Origin of the sequence: Natronobacillus azotifigens (assembly GCF_026805325.1) — a bacterium.
Taxonomy (GTDB): domain Bacteria; phylum Bacillota; class Bacilli; order Bacillales; family Amphibacillaceae; genus Natronobacillus; species Natronobacillus azotifigens.
Genome location: NZ_JAPRAT010000013.1, coordinates 71981 through 89788, shown reverse-complemented (window position 1 = coordinate 89788; position 17808 = coordinate 71981). Strand labels below are relative to the sequence as shown.

Annotated in this window: 14 protein-coding genes and 1 riboswitch; of the genes, 7 read left to right on the top strand and 7 right to left on the bottom strand. The window is 36.7% G+C overall.

Annotated elements, in window-relative coordinates; genetic code table 11:
- Positions 1-12: 12 nt before the first annotated feature.
- Both OWO01_RS08170 and OWO01_RS08165 read left to right on the top strand, forming a co-directional pair.
- A complete protein-coding gene (locus OWO01_RS08170) occupies positions 13-1731 on the top strand; it encodes an ABC transporter ATP-binding protein (protein WP_268779957.1) in 1719 nt (572 codons plus the stop codon).
- Positions 1731-3512 carry an ABC transporter ATP-binding protein gene (locus OWO01_RS08165; protein ID WP_268779954.1) on the top strand — a complete coding sequence of 594 codons (1782 nt, stop codon included), beginning with the start codon at positions 1731-1733 and terminating at the stop codon, positions 3510-3512. Before OWO01_RS08170 ends, OWO01_RS08165 begins: the two co-directional genes overlap by 1 nt.
- A gap of 172 nt (positions 3513-3684) precedes the next feature.
- Here OWO01_RS08165 and OWO01_RS08160 read toward each other — a convergent pair whose 3' ends face one another.
- A complete protein-coding gene (locus OWO01_RS08160) occupies positions 3685-3846 on the bottom strand; it encodes a hypothetical protein (RefSeq protein WP_268779953.1) in 162 nt (53 codons plus the stop codon).
- Positions 3843-5120 carry a tetratricopeptide repeat protein gene (locus OWO01_RS08155; RefSeq protein ID WP_268779952.1) on the bottom strand — a complete coding sequence of 426 codons (1278 nt, stop codon included), beginning with the start codon at positions 5118-5120 and terminating at the stop codon, positions 3843-3845. The genes OWO01_RS08160 and OWO01_RS08155 overlap by 4 nt, the downstream gene beginning before the upstream one ends.
- 221 nt (positions 5121-5341) lie before the next feature.
- A riboswitch (SAM riboswitch) is annotated at positions 5342-5445 on the top strand.
- Positions 5446-5542: 97 nt separating this feature from the next.
- On the opposite strand from OWO01_RS08155, the gene OWO01_RS08150 reads away from it, so the two are divergent.
- Positions 5543-5845, top strand: a complete 303-nt coding sequence (locus OWO01_RS08150; RefSeq protein WP_268779951.1) for a hypothetical protein — start codon at positions 5543-5545, stop codon at positions 5843-5845.
- A gap of 71 nt (positions 5846-5916) precedes the next feature.
- On the opposite strand, the gene OWO01_RS08145 is transcribed toward OWO01_RS08150, so the two are convergent.
- The 3 genes from OWO01_RS08145 to OWO01_RS08135 form a co-directional block, all read right to left on the bottom strand.
- Positions 5917-7167: a PHB depolymerase family esterase gene (locus tag OWO01_RS08145; RefSeq protein ID WP_268779950.1), complete on the bottom strand. Its 1251-nt coding sequence runs from the start codon at positions 7165-7167 to the stop codon at positions 5917-5919.
- A gap of 638 nt (positions 7168-7805) precedes the next feature.
- Positions 7806-8558: a class I SAM-dependent methyltransferase gene (locus OWO01_RS08140; RefSeq protein WP_268779949.1), complete on the bottom strand. Its 753-nt coding sequence runs from the start codon at positions 8556-8558 to the stop codon at positions 7806-7808.
- A gap of 7 nt (positions 8559-8565) precedes the next feature.
- The gene (locus OWO01_RS08135; RefSeq protein ID WP_268779948.1) at positions 8566-9234 is read right to left on the bottom strand and encodes a cupin domain-containing protein; all 669 of its coding nucleotides are present in this window, start codon (positions 9232-9234) and stop codon (positions 8566-8568) included.
- Positions 9235-9369: 135 nt separating this feature from the next.
- On the opposite strand from OWO01_RS08135, the gene OWO01_RS08130 reads away from it, so the two are divergent.
- Positions 9370-10008 carry a Crp/Fnr family transcriptional regulator gene (locus OWO01_RS08130; protein WP_268779947.1) on the top strand — a complete coding sequence of 213 codons (639 nt, stop codon included), beginning with the start codon at positions 9370-9372 and terminating at the stop codon, positions 10006-10008.
- 105 nt (positions 10009-10113) lie between these two features.
- Here OWO01_RS08130 and OWO01_RS08125 read toward each other — a convergent pair whose 3' ends face one another.
- The gene (locus tag OWO01_RS08125) at positions 10114-10710 is read right to left on the bottom strand and encodes a transposase (RefSeq protein ID WP_268779946.1); all 597 of its coding nucleotides are present in this window, start codon (positions 10708-10710) and stop codon (positions 10114-10116) included.
- A gap of 243 nt (positions 10711-10953) precedes the next feature.
- On the opposite strand from OWO01_RS08125, the gene OWO01_RS08120 reads away from it, so the two are divergent.
- The 3 genes from OWO01_RS08120 to OWO01_RS08110 all read left to right on the top strand — a co-directional run bounded on the left by OWO01_RS08120 (position 10954) and on the right by OWO01_RS08110 (position 16658).
- Positions 10954-12096, top strand: a complete 1143-nt coding sequence (locus OWO01_RS08120; RefSeq protein WP_268779945.1) for an MFS transporter — start codon at positions 10954-10956, stop codon at positions 12094-12096.
- 783 nt (positions 12097-12879) lie between these two features.
- Positions 12880-14628, top strand: coding sequence for an ABC transporter ATP-binding protein (locus OWO01_RS08115; protein ID WP_268779944.1), 1749 nt, complete (start codon positions 12880-12882; stop codon positions 14626-14628).
- Positions 14625-16658, top strand: a complete 2034-nt coding sequence (locus OWO01_RS08110; RefSeq protein ID WP_268779943.1) for an ABC transporter ATP-binding protein — start codon at positions 14625-14627, stop codon at positions 16656-16658. The genes OWO01_RS08115 and OWO01_RS08110 overlap by 4 nt, the downstream gene beginning before the upstream one ends.
- A gap of 234 nt (positions 16659-16892) precedes the next feature.
- Here the strand turns inward: OWO01_RS08110 and OWO01_RS08105 are convergent, their stop codons facing one another.
- Positions 16893-17744 carry a DUF72 domain-containing protein gene (locus OWO01_RS08105; protein ID WP_268779942.1) on the bottom strand — a complete coding sequence of 284 codons (852 nt, stop codon included), beginning with the start codon at positions 17742-17744 and terminating at the stop codon, positions 16893-16895.
- Between the last annotated feature and the right edge of the window lie 64 nt (positions 17745-17808).

Here is a 17808-nt window from a genome sequence, read left to right as displayed (position 1 = left end):
GTGGAGGTTCATATGCTGAAATTGTTTTCTTATTTAAAGTCTTATAAAGTTCTGATTGGTATTGCTTGGATTCTTATGCTAGTTGAATTGTTCGTGGAGCTTTCTTCCCCATTATTTATGGCAAGAATTATTAATGAGGGGATTGAACAAAATAACCTTACCACTGTAATGATCTGGGGTGGTATCATGATTGCACTTTCGATTGTTAGTTTTGCTTCTGGCATTATAAATTCCTTCTATGCTTCCCGCATCAGCCAAGGGTTTGGTTATGACCTTCGAAAAGAGGTTTTTGAAAAAGTCCAATCCTTTTCTTTTGCTAATCTGGATCGGTTTCCTACTTCCTCATTAATTACGAGATTAACCAATGATGTTAGACAACTGCAAATGGTTGTTTTTATGGGTTTACGCATTGCGGCTCGGGCACCACTACAAATTATCGGCGCCGTTATCATGTCATTAATTGTAAATTGGAGATTAGCTCTCATCCTATTTATCGTAATGCCATTATTGTTACTTTTTATGATTTGGCTTATGTCCAAAGGGGTTCTTCTCTTTCAAAGTGTTCAAAGAAAGTTAGATACTGTTAACAGCGTGATGCGCGAGAATCTATCTGGCATGCGTTTAATCAAGGCTTTTCTTAGAAAAAATCATGAACAGGAAAAATTCGCAACAGCGAGCGAAGACCTAAAAGAAACTACAATGAAAGCCTTGCGAATGGTTGAACTATCTATGCCAGTACTCCTTTTTGTTATGAATACCAGTATCCTCATTATTTTATGGTTCGGAAACATCCAAATAGCCAATGAACAAACCAATGTAGGGAATATTGTTGCACTCGTAAATTATGCAACACGAATTATGCACGCATTCTCTGTTTTCACTTTTATTTTAATGGGCTTAGCTCGTGCCAGAGCTTCTGCTGAACGGATAACGGAAGTCTTAGATGTTACTGTTGATTTAAAAGATGGAGAAGGATCAGCAGAAGAACCGGATCGCAAAGGGAATCTCCTATTTGATCACGTTTCTTTTCAATATCCTATAACGATGGAAAATGTGCTAAATGATGTTTCGTTTAATGTAAACAATGGAACAACAGTTGCTGTATTAGGAGCGACCGGTTCTGGAAAATCTTCTTTATTTCAATTAATTCCTCGACTTTACGATGTAACCGCTGGAGCAATTTATTTAGACGGAGAAGACATTAGAACGATGTCGTTTGATTACCTCCGGAAGCAAATCGGTTATGTTCCTCAAGAAACACGATTATTTTCAGGAACAGTACGAGAAAATATCTGTTGGGGAAAAAATGATGCAACAATGGAAGAAATCATCGATGCAGCAAAAGCCGCGCAAATACATGAAACGATTATAAAATTACCAGAACAATATGAAACCAAGCTCGGGCAACGTGGTGTTAATCTTTCTGGTGGACAAAAACAACGATTATCTATTGCACGAGCGATGATACGCAAACCAAAAATTTTATTGTTAGACGATAGTACGAGTGCGTTAGATCTACAAACAGAAGCAAAGATTCTCGAAGCGATTAAAAGTCTATCTTGTACGACTTTGATCATTACACAAAAAATCACTACTGTAATGGTAGCTGATACCATTTTACTTTTAGAAGATGGTGAAGTTGTAGCAAAAGGAAATCACGATGTATTGCTTAAAGACAGTGAGATTTATCAGAAAATATATCAATCTCAGCATCATGGGGAGGTCGTATAATGGCTAGACATAATCGCGCACATCAGGAAAAACCACCACAAGCAAAAAATCTCTGGGGAACCTTAAAAAGGATTTGGGTATATCTTGCTGATTCCAAAGGGATGCTTAGTTTTGTTCTTTTATTGGTAGCGATAAGTGCAGCCTTAACCCTTGCCGGTCCATTTCTTATAGGTCTTGCTGTTGATAATTATCTTGTCGATGGTCAAACAGAAGGTCTATTGCCGCTGTTGATTTTTCTTGCTATCATTTATGCACTTAACTCTGTCGCGATTTGGTTTCAAAATTATTTTATGATCGGAATCGCACAAAATACGGTGTATAAATTGCGAAAACAATTGTTTGGAAAACTTCATCAATTACCGATTCGTTTTTTTGATCAAAATCAGCACGGTGATCTAATGAGCCGTCTTACCAATGATTTAGAAAATGTGAGCGGGACTTTAAATAGTTCTGTTATTCAAGTGTTCTCCAGTGTTCTCACACTAACAGGAACAATAATATCTATGATTTACCTGAGCCCATTACTTACACTCATTACCTTATCCACGCTACCTATGTTATATTTCGGTATGAAATGGATTACGAAACGAACACGAGTTTTTTTTCGTGATCAACAAAAAAATCTCGGTGATCTGAATGGGTATATTGAAGAAATGATTTCAGGGCAAAGCGTAATTAAAACTTTTTCTCAAGAAGAAAAAGTGAAGGAAGAATTTCACGAAAAAAACCAACGATTACGAGAAGCAGGATACAAAGCACAAGCGTATTCTGGTTTCATACCTAAATTAATGAATATGTTAAATAACTTGAGTTTCGCGATTATTGCTTTTGCTGGAGGTATGTTAGCATTACAAGAACTGGTTTCCATTGGGATTATCGTAACCTTTTCTCAGTACTCGAGACAGTTCACTCGCCCGCTCAATGATTTAGCGAACCAATACAACACTCTACTATCTGCGGTAGCTGGTGCGGAGCGAGTTTTCGATGTGATGGACGAAGATAAGGAAATAGAAGCGACAAAAACAGTCGATTTATCATCTGTTAAGGGAGATATTACGTTTTCGAACGTCTCTTTTTCTTATGATGAAGATGGGCAAACCATTTATGATGTCTCGTTTCAAGTTCATGCTGGGGATACTATTGCGCTAGTAGGACCAACCGGTGCAGGGAAAACAACAATTATTAACTTACTCTCTCGTTTTTATGACCCTGATGCAGGAACGATATCAATCGACGGACAAGATACAGCAAACATTACACGTGAAAATTTACGTAAACACATGGGGTTTGTTTTACAAGATCCCTTTTTATTTCAGGGAACGATTAGGGAAAACATTCGTTATGGTGACCTTGATGCTACCGATGAAGCAGTAAGCGATGCTGCAAAATTAGCAAATGCCCACTCATTTATTACAAAGCTATCAGGAGGATACGATACACTTTTATCACAAGAAGGTGCCGGGATAAGCCAAGGACAGAAACAGTTGATTTCTATTGCGCGAGCGATTTTGGCCAATCCTAAGATCTTGATCTTAGACGAAGCGACTAGTAGTATTGATACGATTACGGAGATAAAAATCCAAGAAGCCTTAGGCCGCCTAATGGCAGGACGAACAAGCTTTGTTATCGCTCACCGCCTTAACACGATCCAACAAGCAGACCAGATTTTCGTATTAAACGCAGGGAAAATCATTGAAAAAGGAAATCATCAATCTTTACTAGAAGACAAAGGGTTTTATTACGAACTCTATCATGGTCATTTGCAGTACGATGCGATATAAACGGACACTTTAATTATTAGGGGGGTTAGGTTTTGAAGCAGCAGTCTTGCGCAAGTTTTCGTCACAATAAAGATTAACCGACAAAAAACGGGATGTGACAGGCACCCGAAAGAACAAACGAATCCCCCTTTTTCAAATGAAAAAGGGGGATTCGTTCTCTTACCACCTTAGTTTAATTTGTTGGTTTAGGACCAGGTTCTTTGTGGTTGAATGGAGATATTACATATGAACTATCCTCGTTTGCAACTGGCTTTACAGTTTCAAAAGTCATAGATGTTGATATTACGAAAACAGTTAACAAGGCCATCACCATCAATTTTCTTAATTGTTTCATGAAATCACCTTCTTTCTTTTAAGTTTAGCTAAACTATGAAGTGCATCATTATAACAATTAGCAGATAGCTTGTATTTCTTTGCTTCAAAAAAATAATAATCTGCTAAAATCTTTAAATATATATGCTCTTCATATAATAACTTTCTACGTTGTAAAAACGGAATAACTTCGTTAAGCATCAAAGACTCAAAAGAATCGTCAAAGCCTTTAATTAAATGATAATAAACCCGAAATTCATATAAATAAATTGAATTACTAAATTTTAATTTTTCACTTAAATTAATACCTTTTTGCAACCATTTTTCAGCAGTTTTCAAATCTCCTTGTTCGTAATGGGCTTTCATTAGACTAGAAATCGGAATTAATTCTTCTTCATTATCAGAATTTTTATGAGATTGATAACATTTAGTATAATAGTATACAGCATTTTTATAATCAAGCGTTTTATCAGCAAGCCTTCCAAGATTCTGATTACATAAATCTAATATATATCTACTGTTCAAACGCTCGCCAATTTCTAATGCAGTAAAATAATGTTCTTTGGCATTAATTGGTTCACCAATTCTTACATATGCGATACCAAGTAAAATGTGACATTCAGCAATTCGAACTAAATGCAGTTCTTTATCATAATAAGTTAACGCTTTTTCGGCGTAAGAAAAGCAAATATGGGTTTTTTTTAGTCTACTTGCCGTCAAAGCCCTAAGGTAATATAAATCCATCTCTTCTTCAATATCAATACCAATGTCATGCTCTATCATTTTCTCTGCTTGTACATAGGCATTTTGTGCGTCACTATAGGCAACCAAAAAATAATAATAATCTCCAGAGAATTTAAACCAATAGTAAATTTCCGTTCCCTTCAGACTAGAAAAAAGATGTTGTAATGTCTCATACTGAATCTTTGCTTTATCAGTCATTTTTTTTTGAACATAATAACTAAGCATATGAACATCTATCATTCTAGAGAAACCTATAGCTTGAATCTTATCCTTATTATTTTCAATAATTGGCAGAAATTCCTCTACTTCCTTTATTTTACCTCGTAAAATAAACTTAAACCATTCATTACACATTTCAAATATCTGTTGATTGTTAAGCTGATGTGCACTATTATCGCGTCCATTACCTAGGTATTTCGCAACTTCTTTCGATTGTTGTATATTTCTAATGCTAGCCTCCTCAATAATAGCTGTTTCTCTACAAGGCATACTAGCTTCTTCTCGGTTAAGTCTAATTTCGAGACCAACAGAATTAAACAAATTGCTTGTCATCTCAACCCTCCTCAATTTAGAGAATTTTCTATTTATTTGAACAAAATTTTCATTCTATAATCTATGAATTTATTTTTTTATGATATTATATAGTTATTTTAACATATTTATGGAATTGTTTGTTTATTTTCGTTTTCCAAAAAACGACAAAATTTTCGATAGTTTCTTACTTCAACACTAGAATTTTTTTACAACGTATGGTATGATATTTTTAACAACATATATTATAAAGAGTGGACGAGAGAACTGGCTCTATGACTCCACGGCAACCTGCAATAAGTAAGGTGCCCCTACCAGCAAAGCAAATCGCTTTGGATGATGATTAATACTAGGCTTTTAACACCTCTTTCATCCTGCGAAAGAGGTGTTTTGTTGTTCGTCACTCTTTATGTATGTTGATAATCCAAGGGAGTGATTCATTCTTGAAAAAAAACAAGAAAGAATTAGAAAATCGTTTTTTTGAAGAAATCGTTGTGGTGGTTTCAGAATTATTAATCGGGTATGAGGATGGTTACACATTTGAATTTACTAAATCAGAATGGAATGAAACGTATAAACTATTTGTCATTGACGATTCCTATCGAGATTATCATCTAGAATTATCTAAGCAAAAAGTCCAAATCTTAAAACAACAAAGTCCTCATGCGTTACAGGATTTCATTCAATTTAAACTAAAGAGACAAGGATTTCCGATTAATGACATGTTAACTAAATGGAATGGATAGCTGAGAAAAAAGAACTACACCATGTGCAGTTCTTTTTTTATGAATTGGTACTCAAATAGTATTGTTATATTTTATTGTTCAAATAGCCATTGTAGCATTTCTTCATCTTGTAAAGCTGGCACCCAGGAAAAATGTCCCATCGGCATAATCGTTTCTGCTTTATATTCAGTATAATGAAAATGTTCTATACCAGCTTCTGTAGCTAGTTCATTTAACTCTCTAATATTGTCTGGTGTGACAACAAAATCATCTTCAGCATGGAAAGCCCAAATTGGTACATCAAAATACGCATCTAAATGAGTTTTATCAACAGGAGCAATATTATCTTCACCGATTTCCTCATAATTCGTTGTACCCGCAATTGCTACAGCTGCAGCAAAGAAGCCTGGATAATTCTCTAATAGACGCCAAGTTCCAATCGCCCCCATGGAAATCCCAACAACGTATACACGGTCTCGGTCAATTGGATAAGCTTCAATAGTGGCATCAACTAATTCCTTTACCGAACTATTGCGAGGCTCATCGCCCCAAATAAAAAATTCTTCACCATCTAACGGTGCTTGGGGGGCAAGTACATAAGCAGGATTCAAAGCTTGTTGTTCAGGTCTTGCCCAAACAATAGCACCTTCATTACCCAATAAATTAATTCCGTTTCCATTACCTCTTTCACCATTTCCATGTAAAAATAAAATTAAAGGGTAAGAATCGTTATCTTCAATCTCTGGCTCAAACAAATAATAATCTAAATTTTGTCCCGCATCAGAATTGAAAACATCATATTTGAAATCAGTAACAAGTTGCTGATATTCTTTCGTAATCAAAAGATTTTCTTTATTACTTACTATTCGTTGTCCAAGTTCAGTTTCAACATCTTCAAGTTGTTCGAGATAATAAGTTAATTCCTTCCTAACGTTATAATCTTCTTCCTCATTATAAACTAGAGTCCCTGCATCATTATCATCTGGATCAAGTTCAATAATTAAAAACTCTCCAGGTAATGGTTGATTTATTGTATTCGCCTGATTGTTAGTATAAATATCAGTAATTGTTCTCTCTTTACGACCCTCTTCTGTTTCTACCACTACTTTAAATGAATCAGTTGATAGTACTGTTGCATCTACTTCATTTTCTAAGGCAATTGCAACAGCATGAACCACTTCACCGTATGGTTTAACAGTTGTAAGTAATGTCAACATCGTTTCGTCCAACTCCATCTCTTTATTGTCAACTTCTTTTTGTTCAATATCTTCATTCTGACAGCCAACGAATAGTAAAATAACTCCAGTAGCTAAAAGTACAAATACAATTATCTTCTGATACATTTTTCATCCTCTCCTTATTTGTTCGTTTTCAATGAAAGTTACTCACTGATAGATATTATGTTAATGTGTAAGCGCTTCATTTAAAAGTCCGGTTTTTAACAAATAATATGTAAATTATGCATGGATATCCTCTCCGTAAACCGCATATATTTTTTTAAAAAAGACTACTTATATACAGTAGCTCTACACTTAGAAAAATTGCAGAACTCCTGTTAAAAACGTAGCAACTGTAGCGAATCAATCGAGATAAAGGGAAACTTCAATCAGTGCGGGTTTTAGGTTTTTTTTCACTGATTATTATCTAAACCATTCGGGATGGTAGCGTCCATTATCCCACTATGATAGATATTATTTTTCTTTTTGTTTAGAAGTGGGATTCATACGTACGGTTGCTCCGGGATAAAGGGCTCACGGTTAGCTTGTGAACCAATGATGACTTATCGTAGATTACTTCATGAAGTTGCCTAGTTATTGGCGCTCGGAAATGAACGTAACTATATTTGGGTTCGAAAAGCTATTCACAGCTAATAAGGTTTATTATTTTCCAACCAAAAAAACGCTTTTCATAGCAAACGTAATACTACAAAAAGCGTCCTAACTTATTTTTTTCGACAAAAATCGGGCGGTGACAGGCACCGCTATTTTATTCCGACGATTGCGATAAATCCTAAGTCTTTTTTATTTGACTGAAAGAAGCGAAACATTTGTTTAAAGTAAGGACGATTTTCACTTTTCATCATTCCATTTCGAAAAATCTTCATTGTACTAAACAAACCTTCATCGCGAATCATTCCAATAGGATTCATTAATGACATCGGACCAGTTAATACATCCAACTCAACAAAGTTTGCTCGAACAAATAACTCCTTCCAACCCCTCTCATCATAAGGCTTAGCAGGTACGTGAATTGCTTTTTGCAACCCTGTAACAACAGCTCTCGCTTTAGCACTTGTTAGGCGGACGTCATGTGTCAACAACATTCCCTCTGGCTTTAAGACCCGATAATATTCAGATACGGCTTTCGTCTTTTGTTTATCTCCAAGCATGGTCAACATCGCTTCGTTAATGACAAGGTCAAACGAATTATCTTGGTATGGTAAATTTAAAGCATTTGCTTGCTCGACATGAATTTTTTCCGTTAATCCAGCTTTGGCAACACGATCTTTTGCAATATCAATAACTTTAGCATCTAAATCGACAGCGGTGATCGAACAACCCGTCTTACGAACAAGTTCTATTGCGTTTGTACATTGATTACAAGCTACCTCTAAAACACTCATATCCGAGGAAAAATCAACATGATCAAACAACCAATCGGTTGCCTGAATACCTCCCGGACGCAACCGTGTCTTTCCCAACTTTGCTAAAAATGTATGACCTGCTTCATGCATCCTTTTCTCACTCACTAGCCTTCACAACCGTTAATAACATCTTGAATGCAGTTATAGCTTCCAATGCATGTGGAATTTCTGCCGGCATAACAATACTTTCACCCGCTCTTACAACAAAATCCTTTTCATCAATGGTGATTCCCGCCTCTCCTTCTAAAATCTGAACAAGTGCATCACCTGTAGCTGTATGCTTTGCGATTTGTTGACCTGCATCTAGCGCAAATAATGTTAACGTTAAATCTTTTCTTTGCACCAAAGCTTTACTAGCCTTTTTGTTTGGTAACACGTCTATTTGATCTGCTAGGTTCATTGTTTCGTTATGTGGAATTTTATTAATCATATATTTTTCCTCCTTTTGATAGATATGAATTTGTTGAAAAACAGTGTGAGTCTTTGCCTCAATTGCGTGGCGTACCCCTTCCTCAAGAAAAAGCAGCTCTCCTACTTCGAGTAGAGATAATCGATCTCCATGCTCTATCATGAGCTGTCCTGACAAAACATAAATTAATTTGCTTGTATTCACAATTTCTGTACTAATTGACTCTCCCGCACCAAAACCAAATACAGTAAAGTCAAACTGGTCGTTTTCAGCAATCGCACTACTAATAATTTGATCAGGCATTGCTATTGCAACATCTTCCCAATCAAAAACTTGACCTATTGGTAAATCTCTCAATCACCACACCTCCTTGTCATTTAATAGAAAGTTATCTATACTTGTTATACAGTGATAATCATTCTCAATATCATCTGTAACTGTAACATGGAATCCCAAAAAATTCTGTTGCCTATGCAACATTGAGGTGAAAAAATGCAAACTTCACTTACTTGTTTAAGAGATCTATCCTTTTTTTGTGAATTAACTGATCATGAACTTCAAAAAGCGATGAACTGTTTGAAATTAACTGTCGTTGAATTCCCAGCCGACACGTGCCTGAATATAGATTTATTTCACGCTAAAATTGGTCTTATTCTTGCTGGTCACCTTTTTATAGAAAAACATGATGCACTTGGAGAATATTTTATTATAGCTTCCGTTGAGAAGGAGGATCTTATTTGGCCTGAGCAACTCGGCTTAACGGAAGAACATACTTTTTCTGTAAAAAGATCAGTACGAATTCTCTTGTTTGAGCAAGCAAATTTCTCAAAAAAATGTCATTTAAGAAGTTATATATACAAACAATTACTAAAGCAATCGATGCAACAAAATCAAAAACTAATGGAACGGGTAGATCTGCTTGGATGCCGACGATTACGTGAACGTATTCTTTATTTCCTACAAAAACAAGAGAAGCTTGTTGATGGAAAAATTACCATACCCTATTCAAGGGAGGAGATGGCAAGGTATTTGCAAGTTGACCGTAGTGCGCTTTCTCGGGAATTAGGTGCAATGCAACGGGAAGGTATCCTTGATTATCATAGAAATACATTTATGTTATTGAACAACTAGGAAACAATCAAGTGGACATCTAGTTCAATCGAATTCCATTATTAACGAATTTCGTTAAATCATTCGGGAGGTATTGCATCTCGGTCAAAGACTAAAACTGCCAACTCATTCGACATAATTCGGGCGGTGACAGGCACCGGAACCCTCCACATAATTTTGATAGGCACGAACTTTTTCTTCGTGTGAAACGCCTGGAAAGTAGTTTAATAGGAGAGAACTATTAAGGTATGGCATTCGATATTTTTGTAGATGTGATTGTTGTGGATCAAGAATAGTAGAGTAACTGCTGTAAGGATAATCATGGGGAGAACTAACGATCTGTGCATTCTTTGGATTTAAGTGAATGTACTGACTAATCTTCAGCATTCCTTCTTCTGTATTAATCACGCTATCAAAAAAGCGTTTCTCGAACAGATGGCCAGAACTCTCATTTTTTTTATTAAAATAATCAGCGTATCGTTTATTGATTCTTCCTATAATGTTCGATAGTGGCACTTCCATTGAACGGATTTGCAGGTGATAATGATTAGTCATCAAGCAATACGAAGCAAGTTCAAAAGGATGTTTTTCATAGACTTGTTTCATAATATAAAAGAAAATTTGATAGTCCTCTTGATCGTTGTACAGTGGTTCACGACGATTACCTCTTGATCCTACATGATAAAACAAACTTGGTATCCATTGACGTGGTTTTCTCCCCATTCATTTACCTCACTTTCACAGATGTTTTTCGATGATCATAGCAACATCTTTTCATTATGTAAAATGGTTAAGTTCTACTTTTATCCTTTCATTAGGCATACATATTGTGAATTCACCTTAACTATTCTATGGCATTGCAAGAAAAAAGCTGATCCAAAATTACATTTCAATAATTCGTTCGACATAATTCGGGTGGTGACAGGCACCGCGATCTGTGCATATACATAGATTGAGGTGTTTCCAATGTCTAAAAAATTGATTACAGCAATTATATTGATCTATTGTTCTATTTTTGTTGCGAGCAGTATTTATGTCATGATTCCTGTACAGCCATTGTTGGCAGAACAATTTGACGTTTCCTTACAACTAGCAGCTTTATCGAGTACAATGTTTGTGTTCCCATACGCATTTGGATTAGTTTTCTTTGGTTTATTAGCTGATCGCTTTTCTCTTCGCAAACTACTGTTAGCCGGAATGGCTAGTTTGTCCATAATCACTTACTTGCTTAGTTTCAGTAACTCCATTTACCTGCTCCTATTCTTACGGTCAGTCCAAGGGGTTTTAGCAGCAAGTTTTGCACCTGTAACTTTTGCCTATTGCTTCCAAAATTTTAACGGTTCATTCCGAGCTCTTGTAATCGCGATGATCAACACTGGGTTTCTTTTTGCGGGTGTATTTGGTCAAATAGTTTCTGCTTTTTTTGCCGACTGGATTTCGTATCCGTTTGTCTTTGTAGCCTTCTTTTGTTTTTATCTCAGTTGTTTTATTGGCCTGTTTTTTACACTGAATCCCTCTATAACTGGATCAAGAGAACAAGACAGAAGAATTTTCCCCATGATTTTCTCTTGTATTTCTGATCGTCATTTGCAAAAAGTTTATGGAATCACTTTTTTTCTGCTGTTAACCATCATGCTTTTCTACGGATCATTTGAAATGTATGTATTTACAACATGGCGGGAATTTCCGTATTCTATTCAATTGCTTCGGCTAATTAGTTTGATAGGGATTGTGCCTGCGTTTTTTTCTAGTAAATTAATGAATAGATTTGGAGCAGAGTCTGTACTTAGATTTCAACTGATGGTGATGGTAATAGGATTTTCTCCTGCGTTTTTTTCTATTAATGTGACGACAATTATGATTGCATCATTATTGATGATTGCCTCTACATCGTTAACGATCCCGATGGTTGTCTTACTAGTTGGGAGATTAGCATCACAATTTAAATCAACCGCGCTCGCACTCTATTCTTTCGTTCTTTTAATGGGGGCTACTGTTGGATCCATGCTTGCACCTGCCATTGGCTTTCCAGTCGTACTGGTTCTTATTCCAATTGTCTTTCTGGTACTTACATTTTTTTCTTCACTGCTCCTAGATGACAATCAGTGATTCGACATAATTCGGGCGGTGACAGGCACCGAAACTTTTTCCAATTTCATATTGACACGAAATTTTTTCCAGTATATAATATAGCATGCATTGATTAAAATAAAATGAAAAGGAGGTTACGAAAATGAATACAGTCAAATTAATGAATCGCTCACTTGTAATTGTACGTTCACAATTTAAATATTCTGTCGTGGCCTCTTCTTGTGTTGTTTGCATGGAAGCATAAATTCGTATCGCATTCGCTTTACGTTGCTTTGTTTTATGCATCAAAAACATACATATAGAACGGCATAGGTCACGACATTGTTCGTGACTTTTTTGTTGTCATTTTCCATTTGGAAATAGCGCACCTACTTTTTCTTGTTAGTATAGGAGAATATAGGTTCGCTGCAGCGCATACGTCATGGACGTATGCGCTTTTTTATGTTAATCAATGACCAATTGAAAAGAAGGAGGAAGAACAATGATTTTAATCGTAAAAGAGATTTTCACAAAAGGAATGGAGAGGCTTAGAAATGGTTAGCTAGAAACAGAAAGGAGTTTTCCACTTGTTCGTTGCATGGTGCCTGTCACCCGTCGGTTTTTGTCGAGTATATATACAGTTCGGAAAATATAGTATTTGTATTACACGAAATTAAATAAGGAAATCCAAAACATAAGGAGGAAGAACAATGACATTATTATCAGCAAGAACACTATTAACTAAAGGCTTTAAGAGGCTATGGAGTGGTTAGCTAAAATCGAATCGAGCTAACCTGTGTTTCGAGAAAGGAGTTTTTCATTTTGTTTACGGTATTTAAAAAATTATCTTGGTTTTTCAAAGAACAATGGGGACGTTATGCGATTGCAATCACCGCGCTCATTCTCGTAAGTTTCATTGATTTGATCCCACCAAGATTAGTGGGTATGACCATTGATGCAATTCAATTCAATGAACTCACAGCGGCAGGATTGCGGGAAATCATTTTAATCTATATCGGACTGATCGTCCTTAGTTACACAGTCATGTTTATTTGGGATTATAACTTATTTGGGGGAGCCTTGTTATTAGAAAGAAAAATGCGGACCAAGTTGATGCGACATTTTCTAATGATGAGCCCACGTTTTTTTAGCAAAAATCGGACCGGTGACTTAATGGCGCGCTCCACAAATGACTTAAAATCAATAATGATGACATCCGGATTTGGTATTTTGACATTGGTTGACTCCACCATATTTATGTCATTGATTGTTTTGATGATGGGGTTCACGATTGATTGGCAACTTACTTTTGCTGCCCTAATCCCGATGCCAGTTATGGCCATAATTGTTCATAAATACGGAAAAATTATCAATCAACGCTTTTCCGATGCACAAGAATCGTTTAGTGAACTCAATAATTATACACTAGAGTCCATTCGCGGTGTGCGTGTCACACGAGCTTTTGTTCAAGAAAAGCACGATATGCAACGATTTGCTTCGATGACGGAAGACGTTTTTCAAAAAAATAAAGCTGTATCTGAAATGGAAGCCTATTTCGAGCCAACCATGAAGATTCTGGTAGGCATCTCCTATACGATTGGCTTAGGGTATGGTGCGATGATGGTTTTTGAAAACCGCATTTCCATTGGGGATCTCGTAACCTTTAACGTCTATTTGGGCATGATGATTTGGCCGATGTTTGCGATTGGGGAATTAATCAATGTGATGCAACGTGGAAATGCTTCGCTTGATCGTGTCGATTCTGTCTTGGCTCAGCAATCAGACGTGCAAGATCCAGTGCAACCACAATCCATTGATCGCCCTGAAAAAATTGTCTTTCGTGATGTGTCGTTTGGTTATCCAGAAGCACAAGGAGACCAACTGGATACAATCAACCTTACCATCAACAAAGGAGACACTGTCGGAATTGTCGGCAAGACCGGTGCTGGAAAAACGACTCTGTTTAAACAATTGTTACGAGAATATCCAGCACCAAAAGGGAGTCTCACGATTAATGGAATTTCTATTGATCAATTCACATTAGACGAAACAAGAAGTTGGATTGGATATGTTCCACAAGAGCATGTGCTTTTTTCAAAAACAGTGAAAGAAAACCTTGTGTTCGGTTGCGAAGAAAAAACACGCGAAGAAATTGATCACATCCTCGCTTCTGCTTCATTAAAAAGTGATATCGATGCTCTTCCGAAAGGCTTAGACACGTTAGTTGGGGAAAGTGGCGTAACATTATCTGGTGGTCAAAAACAGCGCATTTCCCTTGCACGAGCATTATTAATGGATCCGGAAATCTTGATTCTGGATGACTCATTATCTGCTGTTGATGGGAAAACAGAAGCAAATATTATTAACCACTTAAAACGAGAACGTTTAGGAAAAACAACCTTAATCGCTGCTCACCGTCTGTCTGCCGTGAAGCATGCAGACGAGATTATTGTATTAGCTGATGGGAAAATCACTGAAAGAGGAACGCACGATGAACTCATGTTAAAAGAAGGCTGGTACAAAGAACAATTTGATATTCAACAAATGGAAAGGAAGGTGATAGAATCATGAGAAAACCTTCTACGGAAAAAAGATTATTTCAATATGCATTATCTAGCAAAAAAACCATTAGTGTTGCGTTAATTTGCTTGATCGTTGCGGTAGGCCTTGAACTAACAGGTCCTTTGATTGCGAAGACCATTATTGATAATCATATCGTCGGCATCCAGACCCATTGGGTGGAAGTCGAAGAACAAAACGATAATGATACGATTTCGTATGATAACCGTTTTTTCAAAAAAGCTAGTCGGTTAGAAGAAAAGGATCAACTGCTTGGTTACTATACCTTTCTTCAATCAAATAGGCAATACTATTTGATTGAAGAGCAAATTCCTTTAGATAGTTCAATACAAGCAACGACAGACAACGAAAGTCTAGTCGTTCATTACAATAATGGAATGAACTCGGCATCGGCAGAATCAGTTCCGATTCGAGATCTCTATCGTTTTTTTCAACCAGAAATTCATCCAATTGCATTGTTGTTAGCACTCTATCTTGGTCTAATTCTGATAGCAGCAATTTTTCAGTATTTGAAAACATACCTGTTACAGGTACATGCCAATAAGATTATCCAGCGGATGCGAAATGATGTTTTTAAAAAAGTGGAAACACTTCCGATGAACTATTTTGTCAAACGACCTGCTGGAAAAATATTAGCACGGGTAACAAATGATACCGAAGCGATTAAAGAACTTTATGTGAAGGTTCTAGAAACATTTGTCAATGGGTTTATATATATGACCGGAATCATGATCGCTTTGTTTTTGTTAAACAGAACACTAGCAACGATTTGCTTGGTTTTATTACCAATTTTGCTATTGTTCATGAAATTTTATAAAAAATATGCTGGGAAGTATAATCGTATCATTCGCTCGGTAAATAGTGAAATCAATGCTTCCATTAATGAATCGATACAAACAATGCCAATCATTCAAGCATTTCGACGAACAAAAGAACGACAAGAGGAATTTGAACAACTGAATGACCGGCATTATCGTTACCAGAAAAAAATGATTGCCTTGTCTGCATTAACGTCTTTTAATTTAGTTAATGCGATAAGAGGTGTTGCATTTGTTGGCTTTCTTTGGTTCTTTGGTTCGAGATCGTTAAACGCAGAGGCTGTTATTTCCACGGGACTGCTTTATGCCTTTGTGGATTATTTAACACGACTGTTCGAACCACTAACGCAAATTGTTAATCAGTTGCCACAACTGGAGCAAGCAAGAGTTGCAGCTGGTCGCGTATTTGAATTGCTTGATGAAGAGAGTGAAGAGATCGATCACACACCGATTGAGCGGATCAAAGGCGAAGTTACCTTTGATAACGTTAGTTTTGCCTATGAAAATGATGATTATATTTTGAATAATTTATCTTTTCGCGTTACCCCTGGTGAGACGGTTGCATTTGTTGGTCACACTGGTTCAGGAAAAAGTTCGATTATGAATCTATTGTTCCGCTTTTATGATCCACAAAAAGGAACAATAAAGATTGATGGGATGGATAGCTCGACATTATCGAGACAACAAGTGCGGCAGCATATAGGAATTGTTCTTCAAGACCCATTCATTTTTACGGGTACTGTTTTGTCTAATATTACGTTAAACGATCCTGCCATTACGAGAGAAAAAGCCATTGCTGCATTAAAAGCAGTTGGTGCAGATCAGTTTATTGAAAAATTGCCGAAACAATACGATGAGCCTGTTGGGGAGAATGGCAGTCAGTTTTCTACTGGACAACGCCAACTATTATCGTTTGCGCGTGCCTTAGCGTTTGATCCCGCCATTCTTATTTTAGATGAAGCAACTGCGAACATTGATACGGAAACAGAAGGAATGATACAAGAAGCGATGAACATCTTGGCTGAGGGGCGAACCATGCTTGTTATCGCCCACCGTTTATCAACGATTCAACATGCAGATCAAATCATCGTCTTAGAAAAAGGGCAAATTATCGAAACAGGTACCCACGATCAACTAATCAAGGCAGACGGAAACTACTATCAAATGTACAAAATGCAACAAAATGGCCTAAAAGCAGGATAGGTGCCTGTCACCACCCGATTTTTGTCGAATCAAATGTTCTAATTCAAACCAAACAAGCAGGTTGGGATAGTTATATCGAATCGATAGGTAGAGGTTAAAACATACACTTCTTTTACCTCAATACGCAAGTAAATAAAATTCCCCTACAACGTAGACAGAAACATCTACCTGTGGGGGATTTCTCTTCGGAATAAAACCGACAAAAGTCGAGTTATTTCGGGCGGTGACAGGCACCTAAAATAGACGGAGTTGTTGTGGTGATAATCCAGGATAGTCTATGTTGAGTAATTTTTGTAGTGTTTTCGCATTCTCCGCAGCATCACCGCCTGAGTTATTATTAAACAAAATATAGATATCCTCCGTTTCTTCATCAAGTGCTTTTAGACGTTCTTTCCATTCTAGTAATTCTTTCTGATTATACTTATATAAATAGCGTACTTCACGCCAATTTGTATCCTTTGTTTTTGGCCGGTTCCAACCATGAACATTGCGACCATGAAATCTAATTAATGTTTTTTGGTTATCCGTTGCAACGGGTACAATAGGAGCAGAACCTTCCCCAGCTTGTGGTTCATCAACAATGGAATGAATCCAATTGTATTCTCGCATATATGTCAAAGTTTTTTCCCTATAAAGGTAAGAAAACCATGATTGATTTCTAAATTCTAAGGCAATTGGAATCTCTCCCATTTGTTGCTTACAATATTGCAAATACAGTATGTGCTCTTCTTTATAAGTAAACCATGGTGGGAATTGAAACAGAACCATTGCTAATTTATTCGCTTCTATATAAGGTAATAACGAGGACTTAAAAGCTTCAAACATCTCTGTTTTGCTTTCATATGGTAATTTTGTTCGTTGATGACCTGTCATGCCTTGATAAGCCTTCACTACAAAGCGAAACGACGTTGGAGTTTCACGCACCCATTTTTCCGCATTACGAATAGGTTGAACAGCGTAAAAAGTAGCATCAACCTCAACAATAGGAAAATGGCTGCTATATTCAGCTAGTTTATCTTTCGGCTTTAAATCTGCTGGATATAGTGAGTAATGATCTCCCCATCCTGTTAAACCGATATAAATCATGCACAAAGACCTCCTATTTCCCCGATCATTATTTCCCATAGTTTAACACACCCTCGATTATCAG

Excerpts from the sequence above, each read along its gene's own strand:
- OWO01_RS08130 (WP_268779947.1), top strand. The coding sequence starts at position 9,370 with ATGCAAACTTCACTTACTTGTTTAAGAGATCTATCCTTTTTTTGTGAA.
- OWO01_RS08125 (WP_268779946.1), bottom strand. The coding sequence starts at position 10,710 with ATGGGGAGAAAACCACGTCAATGGATACCAAGTTTGTTTTATCATGTA.
- OWO01_RS08160 (WP_268779953.1), bottom strand. The coding sequence starts at position 3,846 with ATGAAACAATTAAGAAAATTGATGGTGATGGCCTTGTTAACTGTTTTC.
- OWO01_RS08155 (WP_268779952.1), bottom strand. The coding sequence starts at position 5,120 with ATGACAAGCAATTTGTTTAATTCTGTTGGTCTCGAAATTAGACTTAAC.
- OWO01_RS08165 (WP_268779954.1), top strand. The coding sequence starts at position 1,731 with ATGGCTAGACATAATCGCGCACATCAGGAAAAACCACCACAAGCAAAA.
- OWO01_RS08140 (WP_268779949.1), bottom strand. The coding sequence starts at position 8,558 with ATGCATGAAGCAGGTCATACATTTTTAGCAAAGTTGGGAAAGACACGG.
- OWO01_RS08105 (WP_268779942.1), bottom strand. The coding sequence starts at position 17,744 with ATGATTTATATCGGTTTAACAGGATGGGGAGATCATTACTCACTATAT.
- OWO01_RS08120 (WP_268779945.1), top strand. The coding sequence starts at position 10,954 with ATGTCTAAAAAATTGATTACAGCAATTATATTGATCTATTGTTCTATT.
- OWO01_RS08145 (WP_268779950.1), bottom strand. The coding sequence starts at position 7,167 with ATGTATCAGAAGATAATTGTATTTGTACTTTTAGCTACTGGAGTTATT.
- OWO01_RS08110 (WP_268779943.1), top strand. The coding sequence starts at position 14,625 with ATGAGAAAACCTTCTACGGAAAAAAGATTATTTCAATATGCATTATCT.
- OWO01_RS08170 (WP_268779957.1), top strand. The coding sequence starts at position 13 with ATGCTGAAATTGTTTTCTTATTTAAAGTCTTATAAAGTTCTGATTGGT.